The organism is Bacillus sp. JJ675 (assembly GCF_036963165.1).
In the GTDB taxonomy this organism is placed as follows: domain Bacteria; phylum Bacillota; class Bacilli; order Bacillales; family Bacillaceae; genus Bacillus; species Bacillus glycinifermentans.
In genome coordinates, this window is record NZ_JBALMR010000038.1 from 1 (window position 1) to 22,877 (window position 22,877).

The window sequence follows — 22,877 nt, forward strand, 5'->3', positions numbered from 1 at the left end:
ATAAATGACTAAAAAACCCAAAAAATCTTAGATTCTTACTTATTATAATAAACAAACAATTACTGACTGGATAGTATTCAAATAAAAATGATTAATTCTCCCTATTAAAATATTCTCAAAAGAAGCCGACCATGCTTTGAATATTCAAAAAACAGAGGGGGTGATAAGGGGCGGAAACATCGAAAGAAGGGCCCGTGAACCCAGGTGCAGCATGGCATTCAGAAGACTAAGCCTGCCGGGAGGCATAAAGGGCTTTTTGCTTATCGCAAGGAGCGGCTGAAAGGCGGATAATCCAAAAATACTACCAATTCCCTTGTCAAAGTGGAAAAAAAGAACATTGTTTTCAAATGCAGATAAAAAAGTATAGCTTTTAGATGAAAACGACATTTTTTCTTCATGAAAATCTGCTTTAAAGAATAAAAAACCGAACCTTTGGGAATGAGGAGAGGACTTTCTCTTTCATGAAAATATTTTGACAATGCAGGCTGAAAAAGCTGGAAAATGGTAAAATGAAATGGCTTGATTCACTTGGAATGCCGCAGGCTGACCCGCGGCATCGTGAACTTCGGGTCAATCGAGAGCATATCGCAATGTAAATCATTTTGATGCCTGTTTGGCGTCTGTGAAAGGGGAAGAAATGGATTGGCAGTTTTAGTATGCGGAGGAGCAGGCTACATCGGCAGCCACGCGGTGGCGGAGCTGTTAAGCCGGGGTGAAGAAGTCGTCATTATTGATAATCTGCAGACGGGGCATGAGGAAGCTGCTCTCCCGGGAGCGTCTTTTTATAAAGGAGATTTGCGGGATGAAACATTTCTGAAGAATGTATTTCAGGAACATCCAATTGAAGCTGTGATGCATTTCGCCGCGGATTCTCTGGTGGGGGAAAGTGTAAGCGAACCTTTAAAATATTACGATAACAATGTGTATGGAGCAGTTTACTTATTGAAGGTAATGAAGGAGTTTGGCGTTCAACAGATCGTGTTTTCGTCAACTGCCGCGGTATACGGGGAGCCTGACCGGGTTCCGATCGTAGAAACAGATCCGGCAAATCCGACAAATCCGTACGGAGAGACAAAGCTTGCGATTGAAAAAATGCTGAAGTGGGCAGAAAAAGCACATGGGATCCGCCATGTTGTCCTGCGGTATTTCAATGTTGCCGGGGCTCATGTAAAAGGCCTGATCGGTGAAGACCATCAGCCTGAAACGCATCTGATTCCGATCATTCTCCAAGTTGCGCTCGGAAAACGGGACAAGATCATGATATTCGGCGACGACTATCCGACCCCTGACGGTACATGCATCAGAGACTACATCCATGTCATGGATTTGGTTGATGCGCATATTCTTGCCGTAGAAAGGCTCCGGAACGGGGGAGAAAGCGCCGTTTATAATCTTGGAAACGGGACAGGCTTTTCCGTTAAGGAAGTCGTTGAAACCGCCCGCCAAGTGACAGGGCATGAGATTCCGGCAGAGATCGCGGAACGGCGTGCCGGAGATCCGGCCCAACTCATCGCCTCCTCTGAAAAAGCCGTGAAGGAGCTGGGCTGGCAGCCGCAGCACGCCGACCTGGAAACCATCATTGAAAGCGCATGGAACTGGTTTAAAGCCCATCCATCAGGCTACAAAAAGCAATAAGAAGGAAAAAAGAGCTTTTCTTTAATTGAGGAAAAGCTCTTTTTTTGTGGACGTTCTATTAGCTGCCAGAAGTTTAAACCCACCTAAAATGGGGAAATATAAAAAGCAGTTGAAAAGTAAGTTAACCAAGAAAAAAATTAACAATGTTAAATTAATTATTGACCAAACTTTTTTATTGTGGTAAACCTAAATTTGACAGATTTTTTGTCCCGAAATGTCTGTTTCACTCTGCTTGCTAATTGTGTAAAAAGAACTAACATATTCCCAATTTCATCCTCCGATCATCATAATAATACAACGTAAATTTGACGATTTTGTGACATTTGGGTGAAAAAAAGGTGAACTTTCTAAAAAAATAAGGCTAATTGGTGAAGATTTTGTTAGCATAGCAAGGTAGAAGAAAAGTTTTTCAGAATCGCTGTATTCGATATTCTGACCAAATTTTATACATCATTAGGAAGGATGGTGATCCTCTTGTTCAGAGCACTCAAGCCGCTCTTGATGGTTGGGCTGCTTTCTGCTGTCTTTTTAATGGGCGGCTGCAGTCAAATCGCGGTGTTAGATCCTAAAGGACCTGTTGCTTCACAGCAAAGAGATCTTATTCTATTATCTATTGGATTCATGCTGTTTATCGTTGCGGTTGTATTTGTCCTGTTTACAGTCATGATCGTAAAGTACCGTGAACGAAAAGACAGAAAGTCTCCGTATAGTCCTGAAATGGAAGGGAATACGTTTTTAGAAGTTGTCTGGACAGTGGTTCCGATTTTAATTGTTATTGCGCTGTCTGTACCGACGGTTCGAACGATTTACTCTCTGGAAGAGGCCCCTAAAGCGTCAAAGGATAAAGAACCTTTGGTTGTTTACGCGACTTCTGTCGATTGGAAATGGGTATTCAGCTATCCGGACCAAAATATCGAAACTGTCAACTACTTAAACATTCCGACGGACAGGCCGATTAAGTTCAAAATCACTTCTGCCGATTCAATGGCATCGCTGTGGATTCCGCAGCTGGGCGGACAGAAGTATGCGATGGCCGGAATGGATATGGAACAATATCTCCAGGCGGATAAAGTAGGAACATATCAAGGACGCAATGCAAACTTCACCGGAGAAGGCTTTGCAGAACAAACATTCAACGTCAAGGCCATGAAGCAGAGCGACTTTAATAAATGGGTGTCAAAAACTCAAAAAACTGCGCCGAAGCTGACGAAGAGCAAGTACGACGAACTGATGCTTCCAAGGCACGCAGACAAACTGACGTTTTCTTCGACACACCTTAAATACGTAAATCACGGAAACGATGCAGAATATGCTATTAAAGCGCGTGAAAGATTAGGCTGGGAGCCGAAATCTCCGCACTCCAAATCAGACCCGTTTGCAAATGTGAAAACGGAAAACAACGAAAAACAAACTGACGAATCTAAAGACCAGGATTCTCAATAAGAAAGGAGGAAGCTTTCATGCATTTGAAATGGGACGAATTCATAATCACAGGTGATCCGCTAATCCTTGGAGCACAGATTTCCATTTTGCTTACGACGATTGCAATCGTCTTCGTTTTAACATATTTCAAGAAATGGAAATGGCTATGGAAAGAGTGGATTACCACTGTCGACCATAAACGCTTGGGGATTATGTATATCATCGCTGCAGTCATTATGTTTTTCCGCGGCGGTGTCGATGGATTAATGATGCGTGCCCAGCTCGCGCTTCCTGACAACCATTTTTTAGACTCAAACCACTATAACGAGGTATTTACAACTCACGGTACGATCATGATCATCTTCATGGCGATGCCGTTTTTAATCGGATTAATCAACGTTGTTGTACCGCTCCAAATCGGTGCGCGCGATGTTGCTTTTCCATACTTAAACAACTTGAGCTTCTGGACTTTTATGGTCGGAGCGATGCTGTTCAATATTTCCTTCGTTATCGGAGGGTCTCCAAATGCGGGATGGACCGCTTATATGCCGCTTGCCGGCAATGAAATGAGCCCGGGACCGGGGCAGAACTATTATCTGCTCGGATTGCAGATCGCCGGGATCGGTACGCTGTTGACCGGGATTAACTTCATGGTCACGATTTTAAAAATGCGTACAAAAGGCATGACGATTTGGCGTATGCCGATGTTTACATGGACGACGCTGATTACTTCTGTCATCATCATTTTCGCTTTCCCTGTACTGACGGTGGCGTTGGCGCTGATGTCGTTTGACCGTTTATTCGGAACGGCGTTTTTCACCTTGCAGAACGGGGGGATGCCGATGCTTTGGGCGAACCTGTTCTGGATTTGGGGGCATCCTGAAGTATACATCGTTATCTTGCCTGCTTTCGGTATTTTTTCAGAAATCATTGCGACATTTGCGAGAAAGCAGCTGTTCGGTTATAAAGCGATGATATATTCTATCATTGCGATTTCCGTGCTGAGCTTCGTCGTATGGCTGCACCACTTCTTCACAATGGGGAACAGCGCGTCAGTCAACTCGTTCTTCTCGATTTCGACGATGGCCATTTCCGTGCCGACAGGGGTTAAAATATTTAACTGGCTGCTGACGTTGCACCGGGGCAAAATCAAAATTACAACGCCTATGCTGTGGTCGCTTGCATTTATTCCTAACTTTGTTATCGGCGGGGTTACAGGCGTTATGCTGGCAATGGCTGCAGCGGACTACCAGTATCACAACACGTACTTCCTTGTATCGCACTTCCACTATGTGTTGATTGCGGGTACTGTGTTTGCATGTTTTGCCGGATTTATCTTCTGGTATCCGAAAATGTTCGGCCACAAGCTGAATGAACGAATCGGAAAATGGTTTTTCTGGCTGTTTATGACCGGATTCAACATCTGCTTCTTCCCGATGTATTTCCTAGGATTGCAGGGAATGCCTCGACGTATTTACACATATGGAGCAAATGACGGCTGGACGGCATTGAACATGATCGCTACATTTGGCGCATTGCTGATGGCTGCAGGATTCATCGTTCTTTGCTACAACATTTTCTACAGCTTCCGCCATTCAAAACGGGAGGAAAGCGGAGATGCTTGGGGACAAGGTCGTACGCTTGAATGGGCTACGTCTTCTGCGATTCCGCCGCACTACAACTTTGCGGTGCTTCCAGAGGTCACTTCGCTTGACGCTTTCTGGAAAATGAAAGAGGACAAAGTCGATATTCACCCTGAAAGCAAATTTAAGAAGATTCATATGCCGAACAACTCTGGGCGTCCGTTTATTATGTCCCTATTCTTCGGATTTGCGGGCTTCGGACTCGTCTTTGAATGGTATTGGATGGGAGTCGTCGGCCTTATCGGCGTATTCCTCTGTATGATTCTTCGTTCATTTGAATATGATGACGGCTATTACGTAAGCGTTGAGGAAATAAAAGAGACTGAACGAAAGAATGCCAAGTAAAGGAGGCGTGAATGATGGGACATGCAGAACAAGGCAATTCTAACGCTCCTATGGAATACCGGTCTGAAACAGGAAGGCTGAACATCCTCGGCTTTTGGATCTTTTTAGGGGCGGAGATTGCGTTATTCTCTACGCTGTTTTCGACCTACGCTGTTCTTCATAACAGAACAGCCGGAGGTGTATTGCCGGCAGAGCTGTTTGACGCCAAGCTCGTTTTAATCATGACGTTCCTGCTGTTAACGAGCAGTTTCACGTGCGGTATCGCCGTGCATGAAATGCGTCGCGGAAGCTTAAAAGGTGTGATGATCTGGATGATCATTACACTCCTGCTTGGCGCAGGCTTTGTATTCTACGAGATTACGGAGTTCACACATTATGTACATGAAGGTGCCACTTTATCAACAAGTGCTTTCTGGTCGGCGTTCTTCGTCCTGCTGGGAACGCACGGAACACACGTGTCGATCGGTATCTTCTGGATTATCGGTATTTTAATCCAAACGAAAAAGCGCGGACTGACTCCGCAAACTTCTACAAAACTGTTTATTTCTAGCTTATATTGGCACTTTTTAGACGTGGTATGGATCTTCATCTTTACCGGAGTCTATTTGATAGGGTTGGTGAATGTATAATGGCGGCAAAACAATCGGCTGAACACAGCCACTTTCCTTGGAAGCATATTGTCGGGTTCGTGTTGTCCATTGTGCTGACCTTATTGGCCCTATGGGTGATCTATACCGATTTAAGCATGGCTGCCAAGCTGTGGATTATTTTCGGGTTTGCCATCATCCAGGCTGGACTGCAGCTCTTGATGTTCATGCATATGACTGAAAGTGACAGCGGAAAAATTCAAGTCGGGAACACGCTATTTGCAGCTTTTATAGCAGTTGCCATTGTCGTTGGTTCTATTTGGATTTTCGCTGCTCACAGCTATCATGGAGACAACCCTGAAGGCGGATCTCCGGGTGCGAAACATTCTGAGCATAGCGGACACGAATAAACAAGAAAGTTCAACTGATTAAAAAAGAGGCCGGGTTTACCCGGCCTTTTTTATTTTATCGGCTGTAAAGCCGGAGGTATAAGGAAGATTCCGAATTGCCGGCTTTGTCATTTTTCCGTGCATAATTGCAGCCGGTTTGCTGTATGTTTTTCACCCGCGAACCCAGGCGGATACAAAGAAAAGAGGGCCTAAAAAAGGCCCTCTCTCCGCATGTGTCGGTCATTATCCTTTTTTCCCCCGGCCAAATTTGCCATCTCCCGGTTTGCTCTTTTTAGAGAGAGTAACTGTTAGGAAAGCACCATAGCTTTTCACTTGAGCAGCTTCCAATTTGCGCATATTTCGCTCAAACGCGACAGCCGTTTTTCAGGATTTTTTGCGGTATGAGATGAGCCTTAAATTAAATATCGGCCTCGGGGAGGTCTCCTCCCGCAACGACTTGGCCAAAATAGAAAAAGCCGCTTTGTTCGGGGGTGTCAATCTGTTTTTGAATAAGCTTGAAAACGGTTATGATACAGAGCTCGGCAGACTTTTCGGCGGGAGAAATTTATCGGGAGGAGAATGGCAGCGTGTCGCCATATCGCGCGCTTTTATGCGCGATGAATCGGCGGACCTGTTTATATTTGACGAGCCATCGTCTGCATTGGATGTATTCATTGAAGAAGAAATATTCGATAAACTGAGCAGAATGACGGAAGGAAAAACCGTCATTATTGTCTCGCACAGGTTGAGCACGGCCCGTTTTGCCGACCATATCATCTTTTTAGAAAATGGAAGAGTCATAGAGACCGGGACGCACGATGAATTAATGGCCAATCAGGGCAAGTATGCCGAATTGTATCATTTGCAAGCCGAAAAATATGTCTAGAAGGAGAATGCCCGAAAAGGCCGGTCCAAAGACCGGCCTTTTTCATGGTGTGAGCGCTTTTTTAGCGGTTCATCCTTTTTCTGATCAATGGAAGTCCATAAATTAAAAAGGCGGCGATATGAGCGATGATGACGTTGATGATAAAGAGTGCGATCATGAGAGAGTGTCCTGCAGGAGAAAGACTGCTTGTCATGTAGAAAAAGAAGAATACCCACATTAAAATAATAGGCGGGATCGATGAAAGTGCGATCTTCTTGTTGTCCAGCCATAAAAATAACGGAGTGGCGCTTGCAATCAGCAAGTAAGCGAAAAACATATCCATGCGTTTTCAGCCCCTTTCAAAAATGATAGCGCTGTCATTAATGGCGGGTTGGATATTTAAGATGTGTCTAATTAGAGGATATTTTGTGAACATTCTGTTACAATCATTATACCACGTTATGAAAAAAATGATACATACTGGAAAACATTTTCCGCTCCAACTATTGAACCAATTTTCTCTGGGCGCAATGGGGTAAAAAAGCCCTTGGCGCGGAAGCCAAGGGCTTATATCGCTTTAAAAAATAAAGTGTGCGCAAATGACGATGACGGGCAGCGTAATCAATGTCCGAACGATAAAGATCAAGATTAAGTCGAAGAACGTCACCGGAATCTTGGAGCCCAGCAAGAGGCCGCCGACTTCAGACATATAGATCAATTGGGTGACAGATAGACAGGCGATAATAAACCGCGTCATCTCGCTTTCGATTCCGCTTCCCAGTACGGACGGAAGAAACATGTCGGCAAAACCGACGACGAGCGTCTGTGAGGCCGCAGCCGCCTCCGGAACCTGCAGCAGTTCAAGCAGCGGGATGAACGGGACGCCGAGCCATTTGAAGATCGGCGTGTACTGGGCCACGATGAGCGCCGCTGTTCCGAGCGCCATCACGACGGGGGCAACGCCCATCCACATGTCAAGAACGTTCTTGGAGCCCTCTTTGAGAAAGTCTTTCACATTCGTATTCTGCCTGGCTTTTTCAACAGCCTGGCTCATTCCCCATGAAAACGGAGTATAGCCTTCCGGAATCGTCTCCTGATCTGTATCGGCTGTGTCCGTAATGTAGGTATCGGCCTTCCTTGATAAAGGAGGAATCCGCGGGCTGACGACTGCCGCGACGACCCCGGCCAGCAAAATAGTCAGGTAAAACGGAACGAAGAGATGGCTAAGGCCTACTTGCGAAATAATCACGAGGCAAAACGTAATCGAAACGACAGAGAAAGTCGTACCGATGATCGCGGCCTCGCGCTTTGTATAAAAGCCTTCTTCATACTGTTTGCTCGTCAGGAGAACGCCGATCGTTCCGTCTCCAAGCCATGAAGCCATGCAGTCGATCGAAGACCGCCCGGGGAGCTTAAAAACCGGTCTCATAAACTTTTTCGTCAATGATCCGCATAATTCCAGCAGCCCGAAATTCAGCAGAAAAGGCAGGAAAAGTCCGGCAAACAAAAAAACGGAAAACAGAACCGGCAGAAGATCGAACAATAAAGTGCCGCCCGTGCTGTCCGCATATACGGCCTCAGGTCCGATCTTGAAATACGTCAAGATCGCAAAAACCATTCCGCAAAAACGGACGATATACCAGAATGCCGACACATTCAGCAGGTTATAGAAAAAATCGCTTTTTTTTATGAATGCCGGTTGAAACGTTTTGGCGATAAACGTCATGATGAATGTCACGGTAACGATCACCATCATGATCAGCGGGAGCTGCTGTTGTAGCAATCCCTGCAATCCCTTGGAAAAGACTGCAATCGGTATCGTCAGCTCTCCCCCGATTTTCATCGGAATCATAAACAGGATGATTCCGATCAGTGAAGGAACCAAAAATTTGATCAAATCTGCTTTTTGATGCTTTTGAATCGCTTTATCCAAAAAGAAAAACTCCTTATGCTCTATGATTCTCCAAATCTGATAAAAGTTTAATTTTATGCAACATTACACATTTTAATACAATCAGCACAGAAATCAATAACTTCCCTGAAATTCGACAATAGGAAGAAACATCCTTTAAAATAAAAAATGAATGATTTTGTGTGAGATTAATCCGAAACATTTTGTGCGTTTGTACGTCATATCATTTGTGAGGAAGTCGGTTTAAGCCTTTCCTATACAATTTCATCGTGTCAGAAATAAGGGCGGGATTTCGAATGAATCAGAAAAAAAACATTACAAATCCCTTTTACCAGGGGGATTTGATTTTTGCTTTCATTGCTTTTTTTATCACGAGCATTGTGGCGGTTTACGCCGCTCAGCAGTTTAACCAATATAATGAACCTTTTGCGATGAAACAGTCCCTTTATTATTTGCTTGGGGCGCTTATCATCATTGTATTTCTCTACTTTGACCTTGAACAGCTTCAAAAGCTCAGCTTTTATTTTTATCTGTTCGGCATCTTCATGCTGATCGTATTAAAATTCAGTCCTGCATACATCGGGGGCTACCGGTTTGCTCCGGTCATCAACGGAGCTAAAAGCTGGTTCATGCTCCCGGGATTTACTTTGCAGCCGTCCGAATTTATGAAAATCGGCCTGATCATGTATCTGGCATCGTTTATGTCAAAACACGGACCGAACGGCAAGCGGACGATAAAAGAGGATGCCATCTTCCTGTTAAAGATCTTCGGAATTGCCATCGTTCCCTTCGGCTTGATTTTGGAGCAGGATACGGGAACAGCGGGGATCGTCATGTTTGTCATCCTCGTGATGGTGTTCCTGTCAGGGGTGAACTGGAAATTAATTACGATCATTTTTTGCTCGGGCGCCGCTTTGGTCACGATGATCCTGTATGTGATCATTCAATTTCCAAACGTCGCAGAGTCCTTCGGGGTTGAGAAATATCAAATCAACCGCGTGATGACCTGGGTCAACCCGAGCCAACAGAGCGCCGATAATAAATTGCAGGTCGATAAAGCGCAAATGGCGATCGGCTCCGGAAAAGTGTTTGGAAACGGTGTAAGCAACCTTCGCGTCTACGTCCCTGAAGCGCAGACAGACTTCATTTTCGCAGTGATCGGGGAAAGCTTCGGGTTTGTCGGCTGCACGTTTGTCGTCATCATGTTTTTCTTCCTGATTTACCGGCTTGTCGTACTGATCGACCGAATACACCCGTTCAGCAAGTTTGCGTCATTTTTCTGCGCAGGCTACACGGCTTTGATCGTTATCCATACGTTTCAAAACATCGGAATGAACATCGGCATTATGCCTGTGACGGGTGTTCCGCTGCTTTTGGTCAGCTACGGAGGAAGTTCGGTCCTTGCCACTTTAATCGGTTTTGCAATCGTCTATAACGCAAGCTGCCAGTTAACGAAATACCAAAGATATATGTTTAAATAACGGCCTGTTTTCAGGCTGTTATTTTATTGAAGCAGAGCGATTGTCAGGAAACGCCCCCTTTCCGTATATTCTTCGGCATGATTCATGTATAATGAGGGATGGCTGTTTTTGAAAAGAAGTAAGGCGGGGTATTATGAGTCAGAGAAAAAATCATACAAGTCCCTATTACCAGGGTGATTTAATTTTTATATTAAGCGTGTTTTTAATTATCAGCGTTGTCGCTGTTTATGCTGCGCAGCCGTCGTTTTCTTTATTGGGATATCCCGGGAAACAATTGATTTTCTATATTCTCGGTATTTTCATTATCGCCGGCTTTCTTTATTTTGATTTAGAGCAGATTGAAAAGCTCAGCATATACGTCTTTATAATGGGAATCGTGCTGCTGATCGTATTAAAATTCAGCCCGGAATCGATTGCACCTGTGAAGAACGGGGCGAAGAGCTGGTTTCAATTGGGCCCAGTGACCTTGCAGCCTTCAGAGTTCATGAAAATCGGTTTGATCATGATGCTGGCTTCGGTCATTTCAAAAGCGAGTCCAAAAGGTTCCCGCTCCATGCGCGAGGATGTTCACCTTTTGCTGAAGATCGCCGGGTACTCCGCGGTGCCGGTTGGATTAATTTTGATGCAGGATGCGGGTACAGCGGGCATCTGTATGTTTTTTGTCGCCGTGATGGTGTTTTTGTCAGGGGTGAACTGGAAGCTGATCGGCATTATTGCAGGTTCGGGCATAACGCTCGTTTTGCTTGTGTTGTTTTTGGTCATTAATTTCCCTGATTTTTCCAAAGAAGTTCTCCACATTAAGCCGTACCAGATCAACCGCGTCATGACATGGGTCGATTCGGGCCAGCAGTCTGCGAATGATAAGTATCAGACAGAACAGGCCGTGACGGCGATCGGATCAGGAGAAATTTCCGGTACCGGCATTAATCATTTGAAAGTGTATGTTCCTGAAGGCGAGACCGATTTTATCTTCGCCGTTATCGGAGAGAGTTTTGGCTTTATCGGGTGCACGTTTATCGTCATTATGTTCTTCCTCTTAATCTACCGGCTTGTCGTGCTAATCGACAGAATTCATCCGTACAGCAGGTTTGCGTCGTATTTCTGTGTGGGCTATACGGCTTTGATCGTCATTCATGCGTTCCAGAACATCGGCATGAACATCGGCCTGATGCCGGTTACAGGCGTTCCTTTGCTGTTTGTCAGCTACGGGGGAAGCTCGGTTTTGTCCGCGCTCATCGGCTATGCGATCGTATACAATGCGAGCTGCCAGCTGACAAAATATCAAGGCTACATGTTTAAATAAGCGGAAAAAAAGACAGCCTCCACGGGCTGTCTTTTAATGTTGTTCCAAAAACTCCAGAGCCGACGACACGAGGATCTTCGCGGCATTCAGCATTCCTTCCTCATCGATGTCAAATTTGGGATGATGGTGCGGATAGACGGCTCCCGTACGTTCATTTCCCGCTCCGGTAAAAAAGAACGATCCCGGGACGCGCTCAAGATAATAGGAAAAATCTTCGCCGATCATATTGGGCGCAAGCTCGATGACGGCTTCTTCGCCAACGATCTGATTTGCGCATTTCCGAACGATAGCGGTTTCCTTCTCATGGTTGATGACGGGCGGATAGCCCTTTTCATAGTCGAGGCTGAAAGACGCTCCATTGCTGTCGCAAACGCCTTTGATGACACGCTCCATCTCGGTGATGATCGTCTCCTGAACCTGCTTCGAAAAGGTGCGGACCGTTCCTTCGATAACCGCCTCTTCGGCGATGACGTTGAAAGCCTGGCCGGAATGGAATGTCCCGATTGAAATGACGGCCGCTTCCGTCGGATCGACTCTGCGGCTTACGATTTGCTGAAGGTGACTGACGACGGAAGCTCCCGTCAGCAAGGCGTCTGCCGTCAGGTGAGGCGCGCCTCCGTGACCGCCGCGGCCCGTAATCGTGATTTTAAATTTGTCCGCCGCGGCCATCATGGCGCCGGCCTTTACCCCGACCTGCCCGACCGGCATTGGAGCCCAAATGTGGGTGCCGAAGATGGCATCCACCCCGTCAAGACAGCCGTCCTCGATCATCGGCTTTGCCCCGCCCGGTGTGACCTCTTCTCCAAACTGGTGGATCAGGACGACGTTTCCTTTCAAATCCTTTTGATGCCTGCTCAGTGCTTTTGCGGCGACCAGAAGCGCCGAGGTATGCGCGTCATGGCCGCAGGCGTGCATGACGCCGGGGACGGTTGACCGATACGGCACATCTTTTTGATCCTGTAAAGGAAGCGCGTCAAAGTCGGCTCTGAGGGCGACCGTTTTCCCCTGACGGCCCCCTTTGATGATGCCGACGACCCCTTGGCCGCCGACATTTGTCCTAACTTCGACGCCGAGGCTCTCCAAATATTTTGCAATGGTCAGCGGTGTGTTGACTTCTTGATGGGACAGCTCTGGATATTGGTGAAAATGCCTCCTGAGCTCGACCATTTCCGGATATAATTCATCTAATTTATTTATTAAGGACTCCACCGTCATCTTCCTTTCCGATCAAAATATTAAAATGATTCTATCATTTTAACATACGGAATTGAACACTTTTTCAAGACGTTTTGCTTTAGAGATATGCAGATGTTGGATATGATAAAGACAAAGAGGAGGTCTAAAGATGAATAAAACGATTGAAACGATATTACATCACCGTTCGATCAGGTCTTTTACAGATCAGCGCCTGACGGAAGAAGAAATCCGCGTTCTTGTGGAAAGCGCCCAAAGCGCATCGACTTCAAGCTATATTCAGGCGTACTCGATCATCGGCGTAACCGATCAAAGCAAAAAACGGGAACTCGCAGCATTGGCCGGGAATCAGCCGTATGTCGAGAAAAACGGCCATCTGTTTGTTTTTTGCGCGGACCTTTACCGGCATGACAAAATCGCCAGGAATAAAGGAGAGGACATCAAGGAATCTCTGGAAGGAACGGAGACATTTATGGTCAGCGTCATTGACGCGGCTCTTGCCGCCCAGAACATGGCGATTGCGGCGGAATCGATGGGGCTTGGCATCTGCTATATCGGCGGAATTCGAAACGACCTGGATAAAGTCGCGGAGATATTGAAAACGCCTGAATACGTGCTTCCGCTGTTTGGCTTTGTCGTCGGCCACCCGGCCAATCCGTCTTCGAAAAAGCCAAGGCTGCCGCTTGAACATATCTATCATGAAAATACCTACAATCTGGATGAACGCGATTTTCAAAAGCATCTGACCGCATATGATGAAACCATTTCAAGCTATTATGAAAACAGGACGAACGGCAAGCGGAACGACAAGTGGACAGAGCAGATCACCCAAAACCTCAAAGAGCCGAAACGAGCGTACATGAATCGGTTTGTGAAAGAAAAAGGGTTTAATAAAAGATAAAGTGGAGGGGGCGGCAAAAATCCCCGCTTCCAAAGCAAAAGGCTGCCGATCGTGTCGGCGGCCTTAACGCGTGCCTTGTCTCTACTTGATGATGAAATGCTTGATCAGAAGGTAAACAATTAGCCAAATCGGAAGACTGAAAAGGATTCCGAATAAACAGCCTTTTGCAAAGTTTTCTTCTTCATGTGGCGCGTCCGTTTTTTGTATGGGCTCTTTTTCATTCATCAATCCTTATGCTCCTTTGATGTTTGCTTAGATACTATTATTTCTTTTTGCGTCAAAAAAGTAAACCGGGGTGAAACAACATGATATCGCTAAGTATATTGGATCAGTCGCCCGTTTCCGAAGGGAGCACGCCTGAAGCGGCTTTGCAGCAGACGGTGGAGCTTGCGCAAATGGCTGAAAAGCTCGGATACAGAAGGTTTTGGGTATCAGAGCACCATTTTTCGAGAAACCTTGCAGGATCAAGCCCGGAAGTCTTAATGGGGTATATCGCAGCCAAGACGGCAAAAATTCGCGTAGGATCAGGAGGCGTCATGCTGCCTCATTACAGCGCCTACAAAGTCGCTGAGAACTTTCGGGTGCTGGAAGGTCTTGCACCAGGCAGAATTGATGCCGGGCTCGGGCGGGCGCCGGGGGGCATGCCGATCGCTTCGATGGCTTTGCAGGACGGCGGCAGGCGCAAGACCGACAAGTATCCGGAGCAGATTCAGGACCTCGTCACATATCTGCATGATCAAGCTGATGAACACCACCGCTTTCCCAATTTAACCGCATCTCCGAATGTCGGCTCGGCTCCTGAGGTATGGATGCTTGGGTCGTCAGGAGAAAGCGCGAGGCTAGCCGCGCAAGTCGGCGCTTCTTATACCTTTGCCCTTTTTATTAACGGCGAAGGCGGTGAAGACGCTGTCAGGCTTTATAAAGAAAGGTTCAAGCCTTCAGTATTGGGAGACCGGCCGAAGGTGACCGTCGCCGTGTTCGTCATTTGTGCGGAGACGGAAGACGCGGCGGAACGCCTTGCCAAAAGCCTTGATTTTTCATTATTGGCGAATGAACAGGGTATGGTGACAGACGGTTTTCCGTCCTTGGAAACGGCTTTATCGTATCAATATTCGCCTTATGAGAAGAAGAGAGTCGAGGAAAACCGCAAGCGTATGGTAATCGGCACAAAAGAGCAGGTGAAACAACAGCTGCTTGCCCTGGCCGGCGCATACGGAGCCGATGAAATCATGGCGGTGACGATCACGCACGATTTCCGGGATAAACTGAATTCATACCGCCTTTTGGCTGAAGCGTTTCAAAACTGAATTTACCGTTTTCTCTGGAAGATCGTTAACATAAAGCGGACGGGGATCAGGAAGAAGAGGCCGGTGGTATAAGCGGCTGTAAACAGCCAGCTGAGCGGCAAAAGGAGGACGGTGTCAACCGTTTGCTCCGCCGCTTTCTGAAACGGATTCGCTTGCTTTTGCTGCAGATTGACTGCGGCATACAAAACCGTGAAAAAGATAAAGCAGACAGCCATGAAGGATAAGCTGAACAATACGAGAAATGAAATCATGTATACGCAGTCCTCCGGTCGCTTTTTTCACGTTTTTGAAGAGAAGAAGTTCTCCCGTGAACGCGAGGAAATTTTTGTTATCCGTATTTTAACATAAAAAAGCCTTGTTGAGTGATTCTCAACAAGGCTTGTCATTATTCGACGATAAACGGTTCCTCCGTCAGGACGTAGCTCGATTTCCCCTTTGAAACGGCATAAGCGAGCATGTAGTACTCACCAGGTTCAAGTGAGGCTGAATTGTTGATTTTGCCGTTCCACCCGTAGGACTGATAGCCTTTCCCCTGATTTTTATAGACGCCGGCCTGACCGATAAACTCAAGGTTCTTGTCATAAACGAGAAATGCAAGCTCTTCCGCTCCGCCCGGCAAATAGGCTTCAACCGTATATGTTCCCTGCTTTGCGCCCGTTTCAACGGTTACCGATGTCACGCGCGGGTAGTCGGGCTCTTTCACGATTAACAAGGTTGGGATTTCGGCAACTTTCTGGCCTCCCTCGCGGACGGTGACGGTGCCTTCATAAGTCCCCGCTTTTGTTTTGGCCGAGTTGACGGTTACTTTTGCAACGGCTTTTCCTGTTTTGTGTGCTGGGATTGTGACCTGCTTCGTGCCTTTGACGGAAATGCCCTGCCCTTTAAAAGAATAGTCAAGCTGGTAGGCCTTTCTGTATGATGAAAGGTTTTCGATCGTAATCGTCTGTTTTTTTGTTTGCTTTCCTTTGTCCTTCATGAATGTTCCATAGGAATGGCTGCCCGGCGCCACGATTGAAGAAGCCTTGAGGGCGTCCATGATCCGGATGCTGCCCGCCCCTTGAGTGTTGTGAGGATAGAGCTTTCCGTTTTCATCCGTTAATTTTGCCGCAGTATTCATGAGAACGGCTTTGATTTGCTCAGGCGTCCAGTCCGGCTTGGCCTGCTTTAGAATCGCAGCCGTTCCGGCCACATGAGGCGAAGCCATGCTTGTTCCCTGCATGGACGCGTAGCCGTGCGGATGCTGCGGATCGTGCGTAGGAACCGTGCTGACGATATTGACGCCAGGCGCCGCGACATCCGGCTTGATCATCCAAGTATCCATGACAGGTCCTCTGGATGAGAAGGATGCAATCGTTTCACCAAGCTCTTTTGCCAATGTAAACGAGAAGGCCGCCGAGTGCTTACCGGCCTTTATCTGCTGAACGAGGCTTTCCCCTTCTTCCTTCGACAGCTTGATCGTCGGAACGGCCATGCCGATTACATTGGCTTCGATTTCGCCGGCCGCATTATTGTAGACAACGGCTCCGATCGCTCCGGCTTTTTTCGCATTTTCCGCTTTATCCACAAACGGAATAGCCCCTCTTTGGATTACCGCAACCTTGCCTTTCAGATCCTTCCCTGAAAAATCGTCAGCTTGTCCAAGTCCTGCATCAACAAGCTCAACCTCTTTGTTGTTCAGCGCCTGTACGTCTTTTTCTTCATCGTATCCCATCAGCCTAGCCGTGGAATACGAAGAAAATTTCACAGCATATTCGTTGTAAGGAAGCTGGGAGGCGCCTACGGAAATCGCTTCCCGCGAGGTTCCAGGCGATCCGACGGTCCAGTTGTCCGGTCCGCTGTTGCCGTTTGATGTAACGGCGGTTACGCCTTCGGACATCGCCCAGTCAAGCGCAATGCTCGTTGCATAATCGGGGCTGTTCAGCGAATTCCCCAAGGAAAGGTTCATAACTTTCGCTCCGTCGGCGACGGCTTTTTCGATTCCTGCAATCACGTTTTCGGTCGTTCCGGAACCGCCGGGGCCGAGCACGCGATAAGCAAGGAGGGTAGCTTCAGGCGCCACACCCTTGATTTGTCCGTTGGCGGCGATTGTACCGGCAACGTGAGTACCATGGTCAGTTGCTTCTCCGCGGGGATCCCCTGCCGGCGTTTCCTGCGGATCGTAATCATTATCCACAAAGTCATAGCCTTTGTAAGGACCGAAATTTTTCTTCAGGTCAGGATGTGTATAATCAACGCCGGTGTCGATGACGGCAACTTTAATGCCTTTCCCGGTGTATCCCGATTTCCATGCTTGATCCGCGCCGATGAACGGCGCGCTTTTATCCATCTGTGGATAAATCTCGTCAGCGGCCAGCGTTACATTTTTGCTCTTGATATTGTCCGGTTTATAGGTCACGTTAGGATAAACGGCTTTCACCTCTTTGACGGACAGAAGCTTTGGAATCTCACTGGCGGGCAGCTTCATAGAAAACCCGGAAAAAACCCTGTCATATTCGCGTTTGATCTTTGCTTTTTTGATCGTTTTAAAAGCTTTGTCTTTCGCTTTGCTGCGCGCCGTTTTTAAGGAGGCCCTTGTTTGTTTTTCCCCTTCGGCCTTTGCTTCAGCCAGCGATTTTTCTTTCAATTCAACGATGACGGTTGTCTGTTTGTCAGATGTCACGTCAATATCTCCGAAAATCTCGGCTTTCTCCAGTTCAGGAGATGCTTTCACAGATGCCGTTTTTGCCTGAACTCCGGTGAGGAAAGCAGATAGAGTGAAAAATAGAATGAAAGCAAAAATGGAATAGCGGATAACCCTTTTTTTCAACACGTTTTCCCCCTTTGTTTACGATGTTTAGAGTTTCGAACTTTTTAAAAATTCTCTCATTTTTACCGAAATCCTTCTTTATATAGAAATGATTTTCAGAGATTCAATGAATTGGTGAATGGCTATTCGTGTTTATTCACATTTTATTGTGTATATGTTAATAAACTTGTGTATAGATATAGTGGGGAATATTTGTTCTTGTACTAAATGTTGAATAATCATGTGGATATGTGGATATGTATTGTGGGTAATCTGTGTTTATCCTTAGGATAACGTGTGAATAAGTTTAAAACGGCTGTGTGCGATCTTTTCAAGCCGATTCCTTCAGTTTTCAACAAAACTTCTAAAAACTAGTATCTTTTTTCACTCACATTGTGACAAACATTTTCATTTTGGCGGGATAAGATAGTGTCAGGAGTTTTCATAGAGTTGCTAGTTTTAAAAAATTGGAGGGATTGGTGTGAAGGGTATGATTTCTTTTTTAAAAATGTGGATTACCGTACTTCTGGGCTGGGTGATGCCCGTACGCGGGAGTCTGGAGAAGATGCTCAAGGAAGCCGGGCGTACATATGAGCAAAGAGCGGTGTATTCCGGAGGGGTTGCCAAGCAACCGGAAAGGAATGGGGAGCTCATGCTGGAATACAGGCGGGTATTGCCGGCAGATGCCATGAAAGAAAGGGGCCCTGATGTGTGCAAAAAAACGTCAAGACGGGTGAGAGCAGGACCTGAACTTTACATCATCACATAAACAAGGTAAAATCCCACTCATAACGGGAAGTGGGTGACAGCCTTGAAAATCTATAAAGTGTTGAACAACAATGCAGCAATAATAAAGGAGGATGGTCAGGAAAAGATTGTCATGGGCCCGGGAATCGCTTTTCAAAAAGGTAAAAATGACACCATTTCAGCACAAAAGGTGGAGAAAATTTTTACCATTCATGAAGAAAACGAGAAATTCAAACAAATCCTCGAAACGCTTCCGGAAGAACATATTGAAGCTGCCGAAGAGATTATCAGCTATGCGGAAGGGCAGCTGTCCGCACCGCTGAGCGATCATGTCCACATCTCCCTTGTGGATCATTTATCATTTGCCATTGAACGAATCCGCAAAGGATTCGTAATTCAAAATAAATTATTAAATGAAATCAAAGCGCTTTATAAAAAAGAATATGAGATCGGACTCTGGGCGATCGGCTTCGTAAAAGAGAGGCTCGGTGTCGATTTGCCTGATGATGAAGCGGGTTATATCGCGCTGCATATTCATACCGCAAAAATGGATGCGGAAAACATGCAGAAGACGATTAAATACACGACGATCATCAAAGAAATGATTGAAAAAATCGAATGCTGCTTCAATCGGACGATTGATGAAGACAGCATTTCCTATCAGCGTCTTGTCACGCATTTAAGGTATGCGGTCAATCGGCTGGAATCAAATGAGGCATTTCACGTGATGGACGATGACATGCTTTATTTCATCCGGAAGAAGTATCCTGAAAGCTACCGGTGTGCGGCAGGGCTGGCGGATTACGTAAAAACCGAATATGATCTTGATCTCCCGGAATCGGAGGTCGGCTACATTACGCTGCATGTCCAGCGTTTACAAGATTCCCGTATGTGATACCGCCTGATGTTCGTGCAATCAGGCTTTTTTTCGTTCAATTTTCCTATATTTTTTAAAAAAACAATTGACGAAAGCGCTGTCACATAATAAAATGAAAGCGTATCAAAAATAAATACCGGGGATTGTGACTGGTAAAGCAGGCAAGACCTAAAATTTGCTTACATGAGTGGGGAAGAATATGTCCTCTATTCGTTGGCGAATTTTAGGTCTTTTCTGCTTTTTTTAAAACAAAAAGGAGGAGTCATCATGAATCACAAAGAAATTGCCGAACGCCTCATCGAGCTGCTCGGCGGGGAAGACAATATCATCAGCGCGGCTCATTGTGCGACAAGACTGCGCTTGGTCATGAAAGACCAGGAAAAAATCGATCAGGAAAAGATAGAAGAGCTTGACGGCGTAAAGGGAGCCTTTTCCAGTTCAGGCCAATACCAGATTATTTTTGGAACGGGGCTTGTCAATAAAGTCTACGAGCAATTTGCAAAAGCGCTTCAGCTTGATCAAAAAGAGACGGTTCAGCATAATGAAGCTGCAAAGCAAAACATGAACCCTGTAGCCCGATTCGCGAAAACGCTGTCAAATATTTTTGTGCCGATCATTCCGGCCATTGTTGCAAGCGGTTTATTGATGGGTCTTTTGGGAATGATGAAAGCGTTTCAATGGGGCAGCCCGGATTCGGCGCTTTTTAAGCTGCTTGACATGTTTTCAAGTGCTGCATTTATCATTCTGCCGATTTTGATCGGTGTCAGCGCGGCGAAGGAATTTGGCGGAAATCCGTATTTGGGGGCTGTCATCGGGGGGATTTTGATTCATCCAAGCCTCCTCAATCCATGGGGACTTGCTGAAGCAAAGCCGGAAGTATTGCACTTTTTCGGTATACCAATTGAGATGCTGGGCTACCAGGGAACAGTGATTCCGATTCTCTTGGCAGTTTATCTCATGAGTAAAATTGAGAAGTGGACAAGAAAGCTTGTCCCTAATGCGATTGACCTTTTGGTAACACCGTTTTTGACGATCATTTTAACTGGATTTATCGCTTTTATTGCGATCGGGCCGCTGGGAAGAGGACTCGGTTCGGGAATTACGAATGTTTTGACCTTCGTGTACGATCATGCTGGACCTGTTGCGGGATTGATTTTCGGCGGGACATATTCCCTTATCGTTCTTACCGGCGTTCATCACAGCTTTCATGCGATTGAGGCCGGCCTCATCGCCGATATCGGCCGAAACTACCTGCTGCCGATCTGGTCGATGGCGAATGTCGCCCAAGGCGGTGCAGGGCTTGCCGTCTTCTTCCTGGCAAAACGGGCGAAGACAAGAGAAATTGCGTTGCCGGCTGCTTTCTCTGCATTCCTTGGCATTACCGAACCGGTCATTTTCGGAGTCAACCTTCGCTACCGCAAGCCGTTCATCGGCGCGATGGCGGGCGGGGCGCTCGGCGGAGCATATGTCGTCTTCACAAACGTTGCGGCAAACGCCTACGGCTTGACGGGAATCCCGATGATCGCGATCGCCGCACCGTTTGGAACGGCGAATATTGTCAACTATTTAATCGGAATGGGCATTGCTGTCGTCACTGCATTTATCACAGCTTATTTCTTAGGGATCAATGAAGATGAAAAAAAGAACTGATGGAGGATCGGCAAATATGAACCTTCGTGACCAGGAACTTCGCGAACAAGCCATGAAACGGGTTGCAAAGTATGAAGATATTGTCAATCAAGATCCATACCGCCTGCATTATCACATCATGCCGCCTGTCGGACTGCTGAATGACCCAAACGGTTTCATTCAATGGAAAGGCACATACCACCTTTTTTATCAGTGGATGCCTTTTAAGACGGGACATGGCGCCAAATGCTGGGGACATTATTCTTCCAGGGACCTTGTCCGCTGGCGACACGAAGAGATCGCCCTTACGCCAAGCGATTGGTATGACCGAAACGGATGCTATTCAGGCAGCGCGATCGCTGAGAATGACATGCTGCACGTCTTCTATACAGGGAATGTCCGGGATGAGGAAGGAAACCGTGAGACCTATCAATGTCTTGCTGTCTCAAAAGACGGCATTTCATTTGAAAAACGGGGAGTCGTCGCAAGACTTCCCGAAGGATATACGGCACATTTCCGCGATCCGAAAGTGTGGAAAAAAGACGGGCGCTGGTACATGGTGCTCGGCGCACAGACAGAGCGGCTTGAAGGAAGGGCGGTGCTGTTTACTTCCCAAAACTTGACGGAATGGTCGTTTCTCGGCGACTTGACCGGCTCTAATACAGATCAGCTCGGCGAGTTCGGGTATATGTGGGAATGCCCGGATATGATCACACTCGATGGAAAGGATATACTGATCGTCTGCCCGCAAGGATTAAAAGCGGAAGGCTTCCGCTGTCAAAATGTATATCAGTCGGGATATTTCGTCGGGGAAATAGATGAGCGGAAACCGGCGTTTAGGCACGGCGATTTTGAAGAGCTTGACCGCGGCTTTGATTTTTATGCGCCGCAGACGACACAGGATGAATCAGGCAGGCGGATTTTAATAGGCTGGATGGGGGTTCCCGATCAGGACGAACAAAGCCAGCCGACGATTCCGAATGAATGGGTGCATTGTATGACATTGCCGAGGGAATTATCGCTGAAAAACAACCGGCTGGTTCAAAAGCCGGTTCAGGAGCTGCGAACCCTGCGTCAAAACGAAAAAAACGCTCACATTTCTCTCAAGCAGGATACTGAAATGCTCGATGTAAACCAACCTGAAAAAGCGGAGATTTTGCTGATTCCGCAGCATGTAGAAGAAGGGTTTGAGATATCCTTCAGAGGAGCGGCCCGCCTGATTTACAGCAAAACGGACGGTCTCTTGACTTTAGAAAGGAACAGCTATGTTGATGAAAGAACGGAAGCAAGACACTGCCGGGTTGAGAGGCTTAAAGATGTAAACATCTTTTTGGACTCGTCTTCTATAGAAATTTTCGTCAACGGCGGAGAGGAAGTGTTTACAGCGCGATATTTTCCTTACCCGGGAAATAATCCTGTGTCGATCTCCGCCAGAAAAGAGATCAATGCGGATGTGACATCTTGGACATTGGCTTGAAAATCCCTTTATGATATGCTTTTTTTAGATATTGTGCAGTGCAAAGGGGTTGTTTCTTTGGAAAAACGATTGACAGCATCGCATTTGAAAGAAATAGCAGAGCATATTGAGGATACGAGGGAAGAATACAACGAATTGCTCCTGCAAGTAAGGAAGCTGATCCGTGATATTGACGAACAAACCATTCCAATGGAAAAGATAAAAGAGAGCCTTTCAGGCACGTACGAACAAATGAAAGAATATGCCCTTTTTGTAGAATCGATCGAAGCTTTTTTAAAATCATCGGCAAGAAATATAAGCGCGAATCAGGACGGGTAATCCTTCCGTCAAGAATGAAAGAACCCCTTTAATGGAGTGATCCCTGTCAAGTAGACAGCT

The 22,877-nt window shown here is 46.5% G+C and carries 22 protein-coding genes; 15 read left to right on the plus strand and 7 right to left on the minus strand.

The window, feature by feature from the left end; all coding sequences use genetic code 11:
* Positions 1–642: 642 nt before the first annotated feature.
* The 5 genes from galE to qoxD all read left to right on the plus strand — a co-directional run bounded on the left by galE (position 643) and on the right by qoxD (position 6,042).
* Entirely contained in the window at positions 643–1,635 is a 993-nt protein-coding gene (galE, locus tag V7126_RS10500; RefSeq protein WP_175076513.1) for a UDP-glucose 4-epimerase GalE, read from the plus strand.
* 465 nt (positions 1,636–2,100) lie between these two features.
* Positions 2,101–3,078 (plus strand): cytochrome aa3 quinol oxidase subunit II, encoded by a 978-nt coding sequence (qoxA, locus tag V7126_RS10505; RefSeq protein WP_099047130.1) that lies wholly within the window; start codon positions 2,101–2,103, stop codon positions 3,076–3,078.
* Between the two features lie 17 nt (positions 3,079–3,095).
* Positions 3,096–5,045, plus strand: a complete 1,950-nt coding sequence (qoxB, locus tag V7126_RS10510) for a cytochrome aa3 quinol oxidase subunit I (protein ID WP_046130639.1) — start codon at positions 3,096–3,098, stop codon at positions 5,043–5,045.
* Between the two features lie 14 nt (positions 5,046–5,059).
* Positions 5,060–5,674 (plus strand): cytochrome aa3 quinol oxidase subunit III, encoded by a 615-nt coding sequence (gene qoxC / locus V7126_RS10515; RefSeq protein ID WP_046130638.1) that lies wholly within the window; start codon positions 5,060–5,062, stop codon positions 5,672–5,674.
* The gene (qoxD, locus tag V7126_RS10520) at positions 5,674–6,042 is read left to right on the plus strand and encodes a cytochrome aa3 quinol oxidase subunit IV (RefSeq protein ID WP_046130637.1); all 369 of its coding nucleotides are present in this window, start codon (positions 5,674–5,676) and stop codon (positions 6,040–6,042) included. The genes qoxC and qoxD overlap by 1 nt, the downstream gene beginning before the upstream one ends.
* A gap of 222 nt (positions 6,043–6,264) precedes the next feature.
* Here the strand turns inward: qoxD and V7126_RS24080 are convergent, their stop codons facing one another.
* Positions 6,265–6,378 carry a lariocidin family lasso peptide gene (locus V7126_RS24080; protein WP_425531895.1) on the minus strand — a complete coding sequence of 38 codons (114 nt, stop codon included), beginning with the start codon at positions 6,376–6,378 and terminating at the stop codon, positions 6,265–6,267.
* Between V7126_RS24080 and V7126_RS10525 the strand changes: the two genes are divergently transcribed.
* Entirely contained in the window at positions 6,371–6,907 is a 537-nt protein-coding gene (locus V7126_RS10525) for an ATP-binding cassette domain-containing protein (protein ID WP_046130636.1), read from the plus strand. The genes V7126_RS24080 and V7126_RS10525 overlap by 8 nt on opposite strands.
* Before the next feature lie 61 nt (positions 6,908–6,968).
* Here the strand turns inward: V7126_RS10525 and V7126_RS10530 are convergent, their stop codons facing one another.
* The gene (locus V7126_RS10530; protein WP_046130635.1) at positions 6,969–7,229 is read right to left on the minus strand and encodes a spore morphogenesis/germination protein YwcE; all 261 of its coding nucleotides are present in this window, start codon (positions 7,227–7,229) and stop codon (positions 6,969–6,971) included.
* A 234-nt stretch (positions 7,230–7,463) separates the two neighbouring features.
* Positions 7,464–8,819 carry a YjiH family protein gene (locus V7126_RS10535; RefSeq protein ID WP_046130634.1) on the minus strand — a complete coding sequence of 452 codons (1,356 nt, stop codon included), beginning with the start codon at positions 8,817–8,819 and terminating at the stop codon, positions 7,464–7,466.
* Positions 8,820–9,094: 275 nt separating this feature from the next.
* On the opposite strand from V7126_RS10535, the gene V7126_RS10540 reads away from it, so the two are divergent.
* Together V7126_RS10540 and V7126_RS10545 are read left to right on the plus strand one after the other, a co-directional pair.
* On the plus strand, positions 9,095–10,279 hold the full coding sequence (locus V7126_RS10540) for an FtsW/RodA/SpoVE family cell cycle protein (protein ID WP_046130633.1): 1,185 nt from the start codon (positions 9,095–9,097) through the stop codon (positions 10,277–10,279).
* A gap of 133 nt (positions 10,280–10,412) precedes the next feature.
* Positions 10,413–11,582 carry an FtsW/RodA/SpoVE family cell cycle protein gene (locus V7126_RS10545; RefSeq protein ID WP_046130632.1) on the plus strand — a complete coding sequence of 390 codons (1,170 nt, stop codon included), beginning with the start codon at positions 10,413–10,415 and terminating at the stop codon, positions 11,580–11,582.
* Between the two features lie 33 nt (positions 11,583–11,615).
* On the opposite strand, the gene V7126_RS10550 is transcribed toward V7126_RS10545, so the two are convergent.
* Positions 11,616–12,797, minus strand: coding sequence for a M20 metallopeptidase family protein (locus V7126_RS10550; protein ID WP_175076512.1), 1,182 nt, complete (start codon positions 12,795–12,797; stop codon positions 11,616–11,618).
* Positions 12,798–12,927: 130 nt separating this feature from the next.
* On the opposite strand from V7126_RS10550, the gene nfsA reads away from it, so the two are divergent.
* The gene (gene nfsA, locus V7126_RS10555; protein ID WP_175076511.1) at positions 12,928–13,677 is read left to right on the plus strand and encodes an oxygen-insensitive NADPH nitroreductase; all 750 of its coding nucleotides are present in this window, start codon (positions 12,928–12,930) and stop codon (positions 13,675–13,677) included.
* Between the two features lie 81 nt (positions 13,678–13,758).
* Here nfsA and V7126_RS10560 read toward each other — a convergent pair whose 3' ends face one another.
* Entirely contained in the window at positions 13,759–13,902 is a 144-nt protein-coding gene (locus V7126_RS10560; protein ID WP_175076510.1) for a hypothetical protein, read from the minus strand.
* Between the two features lie 80 nt (positions 13,903–13,982).
* Here V7126_RS10560 and V7126_RS10565 point away from each other — a divergent pair, with 80 nt between their 5' ends.
* A complete protein-coding gene (locus tag V7126_RS10565) occupies positions 13,983–14,984 on the plus strand; it encodes an LLM class flavin-dependent oxidoreductase (RefSeq protein WP_175076509.1) in 1,002 nt (333 codons plus the stop codon).
* 2 nt (positions 14,985–14,986) lie between these two features.
* On the opposite strand, the gene V7126_RS10570 is transcribed toward V7126_RS10565, so the two are convergent.
* Both V7126_RS10570 and V7126_RS10575 read right to left on the minus strand, forming a co-directional pair.
* Entirely contained in the window at positions 14,987–15,235 is a 249-nt protein-coding gene (locus V7126_RS10570) for a hypothetical protein (RefSeq protein ID WP_046130628.1), read from the minus strand.
* 134 nt (positions 15,236–15,369) lie between these two features.
* The gene (locus tag V7126_RS10575) at positions 15,370–17,790 is read right to left on the minus strand and encodes a S8 family serine peptidase (protein WP_335497575.1); all 2,421 of its coding nucleotides are present in this window, start codon (positions 17,788–17,790) and stop codon (positions 15,370–15,372) included.
* Between the two features lie 460 nt (positions 17,791–18,250).
* Between V7126_RS10575 and V7126_RS10580 the strand changes: the two genes are divergently transcribed.
* The 5 genes from V7126_RS10580 to V7126_RS10600 all read left to right on the plus strand — a co-directional run bounded on the left by V7126_RS10580 (position 18,251) and on the right by V7126_RS10600 (position 22,817).
* On the plus strand, positions 18,251–18,538 hold the full coding sequence (locus V7126_RS10580; RefSeq protein WP_175076507.1) for a hypothetical protein: 288 nt from the start codon (positions 18,251–18,253) through the stop codon (positions 18,536–18,538).
* Between the two features lie 42 nt (positions 18,539–18,580).
* On the plus strand, positions 18,581–19,411 hold the full coding sequence (locus V7126_RS10585) for a PRD domain-containing protein (RefSeq protein ID WP_046130625.1): 831 nt from the start codon (positions 18,581–18,583) through the stop codon (positions 19,409–19,411).
* 249 nt (positions 19,412–19,660) lie between these two features.
* Positions 19,661–21,043, plus strand: coding sequence for a sucrose-specific PTS transporter subunit IIBC (locus V7126_RS10590; protein ID WP_175076506.1), 1,383 nt, complete (start codon positions 19,661–19,663; stop codon positions 21,041–21,043).
* A 16-nt stretch (positions 21,044–21,059) separates the two neighbouring features.
* Complete coding sequence (locus tag V7126_RS10595) at positions 21,060–22,499, plus strand: sucrose-6-phosphate hydrolase (protein WP_175076559.1); 1,440 nt, start codon at positions 21,060–21,062, stop codon at positions 22,497–22,499.
* A gap of 15 nt (positions 22,500–22,514) precedes the next feature.
* Positions 22,515–22,817 (plus strand): hypothetical protein, encoded by a 303-nt coding sequence (locus tag V7126_RS10600; protein ID WP_046130623.1) that lies wholly within the window; start codon positions 22,515–22,517, stop codon positions 22,815–22,817.
* The last annotated feature ends 60 nt before the right edge of the window (positions 22,818–22,877 follow it).

What these genes read in the sequence shown, in the direction of transcription:
- qoxB (WP_046130639.1), top strand. Translation starts at nt 3,096, where the DNA reads ATGCATTTGAAATGGGACGAATTCATAATCACAGGTGATCCGCTAATC.
- qoxC (WP_046130638.1), top strand. Translation starts at nt 5,060, where the DNA reads ATGGGACATGCAGAACAAGGCAATTCTAACGCTCCTATGGAATACCGG.
- qoxD (WP_046130637.1), top strand. Translation starts at nt 5,674, where the DNA reads ATGGCGGCAAAACAATCGGCTGAACACAGCCACTTTCCTTGGAAGCAT.
- V7126_RS24080 (WP_425531895.1), bottom strand. Translation starts at nt 6,378, where the DNA reads ATGCGCAAATTGGAAGCTGCTCAAGTGAAAAGCTATGGTGCTTTCCTA.
- V7126_RS10530 (WP_046130635.1), bottom strand. Translation starts at nt 7,229, where the DNA reads ATGGATATGTTTTTCGCTTACTTGCTGATTGCAAGCGCCACTCCGTTA.
- V7126_RS10540 (WP_046130633.1), top strand. Translation starts at nt 9,095, where the DNA reads ATGAATCAGAAAAAAAACATTACAAATCCCTTTTACCAGGGGGATTTG.
- V7126_RS10545 (WP_046130632.1), top strand. Translation starts at nt 10,413, where the DNA reads ATGAGTCAGAGAAAAAATCATACAAGTCCCTATTACCAGGGTGATTTA.
- V7126_RS10550 (WP_175076512.1), bottom strand. Translation starts at nt 12,797, where the DNA reads ATGACGGTGGAGTCCTTAATAAATAAATTAGATGAATTATATCCGGAA.
- nfsA (WP_175076511.1), top strand. Translation starts at nt 12,928, where the DNA reads ATGAATAAAACGATTGAAACGATATTACATCACCGTTCGATCAGGTCT.
- V7126_RS10560 (WP_175076510.1), bottom strand. Translation starts at nt 13,902, where the DNA reads ATGAATGAAAAAGAGCCCATACAAAAAACGGACGCGCCACATGAAGAA.
- V7126_RS10565 (WP_175076509.1), top strand. Translation starts at nt 13,983, where the DNA reads ATGATATCGCTAAGTATATTGGATCAGTCGCCCGTTTCCGAAGGGAGC.
- V7126_RS10570 (WP_046130628.1), bottom strand. Translation starts at nt 15,235, where the DNA reads ATGATTTCATTTCTCGTATTGTTCAGCTTATCCTTCATGGCTGTCTGC.
- V7126_RS10590 (WP_175076506.1), top strand. Translation starts at nt 19,661, where the DNA reads ATGAATCACAAAGAAATTGCCGAACGCCTCATCGAGCTGCTCGGCGGG.
- V7126_RS10595 (WP_175076559.1), top strand. Translation starts at nt 21,060, where the DNA reads ATGAACCTTCGTGACCAGGAACTTCGCGAACAAGCCATGAAACGGGTT.
- V7126_RS10600 (WP_046130623.1), top strand. Translation starts at nt 22,515, where the DNA reads ATGCTTTTTTTAGATATTGTGCAGTGCAAAGGGGTTGTTTCTTTGGAA.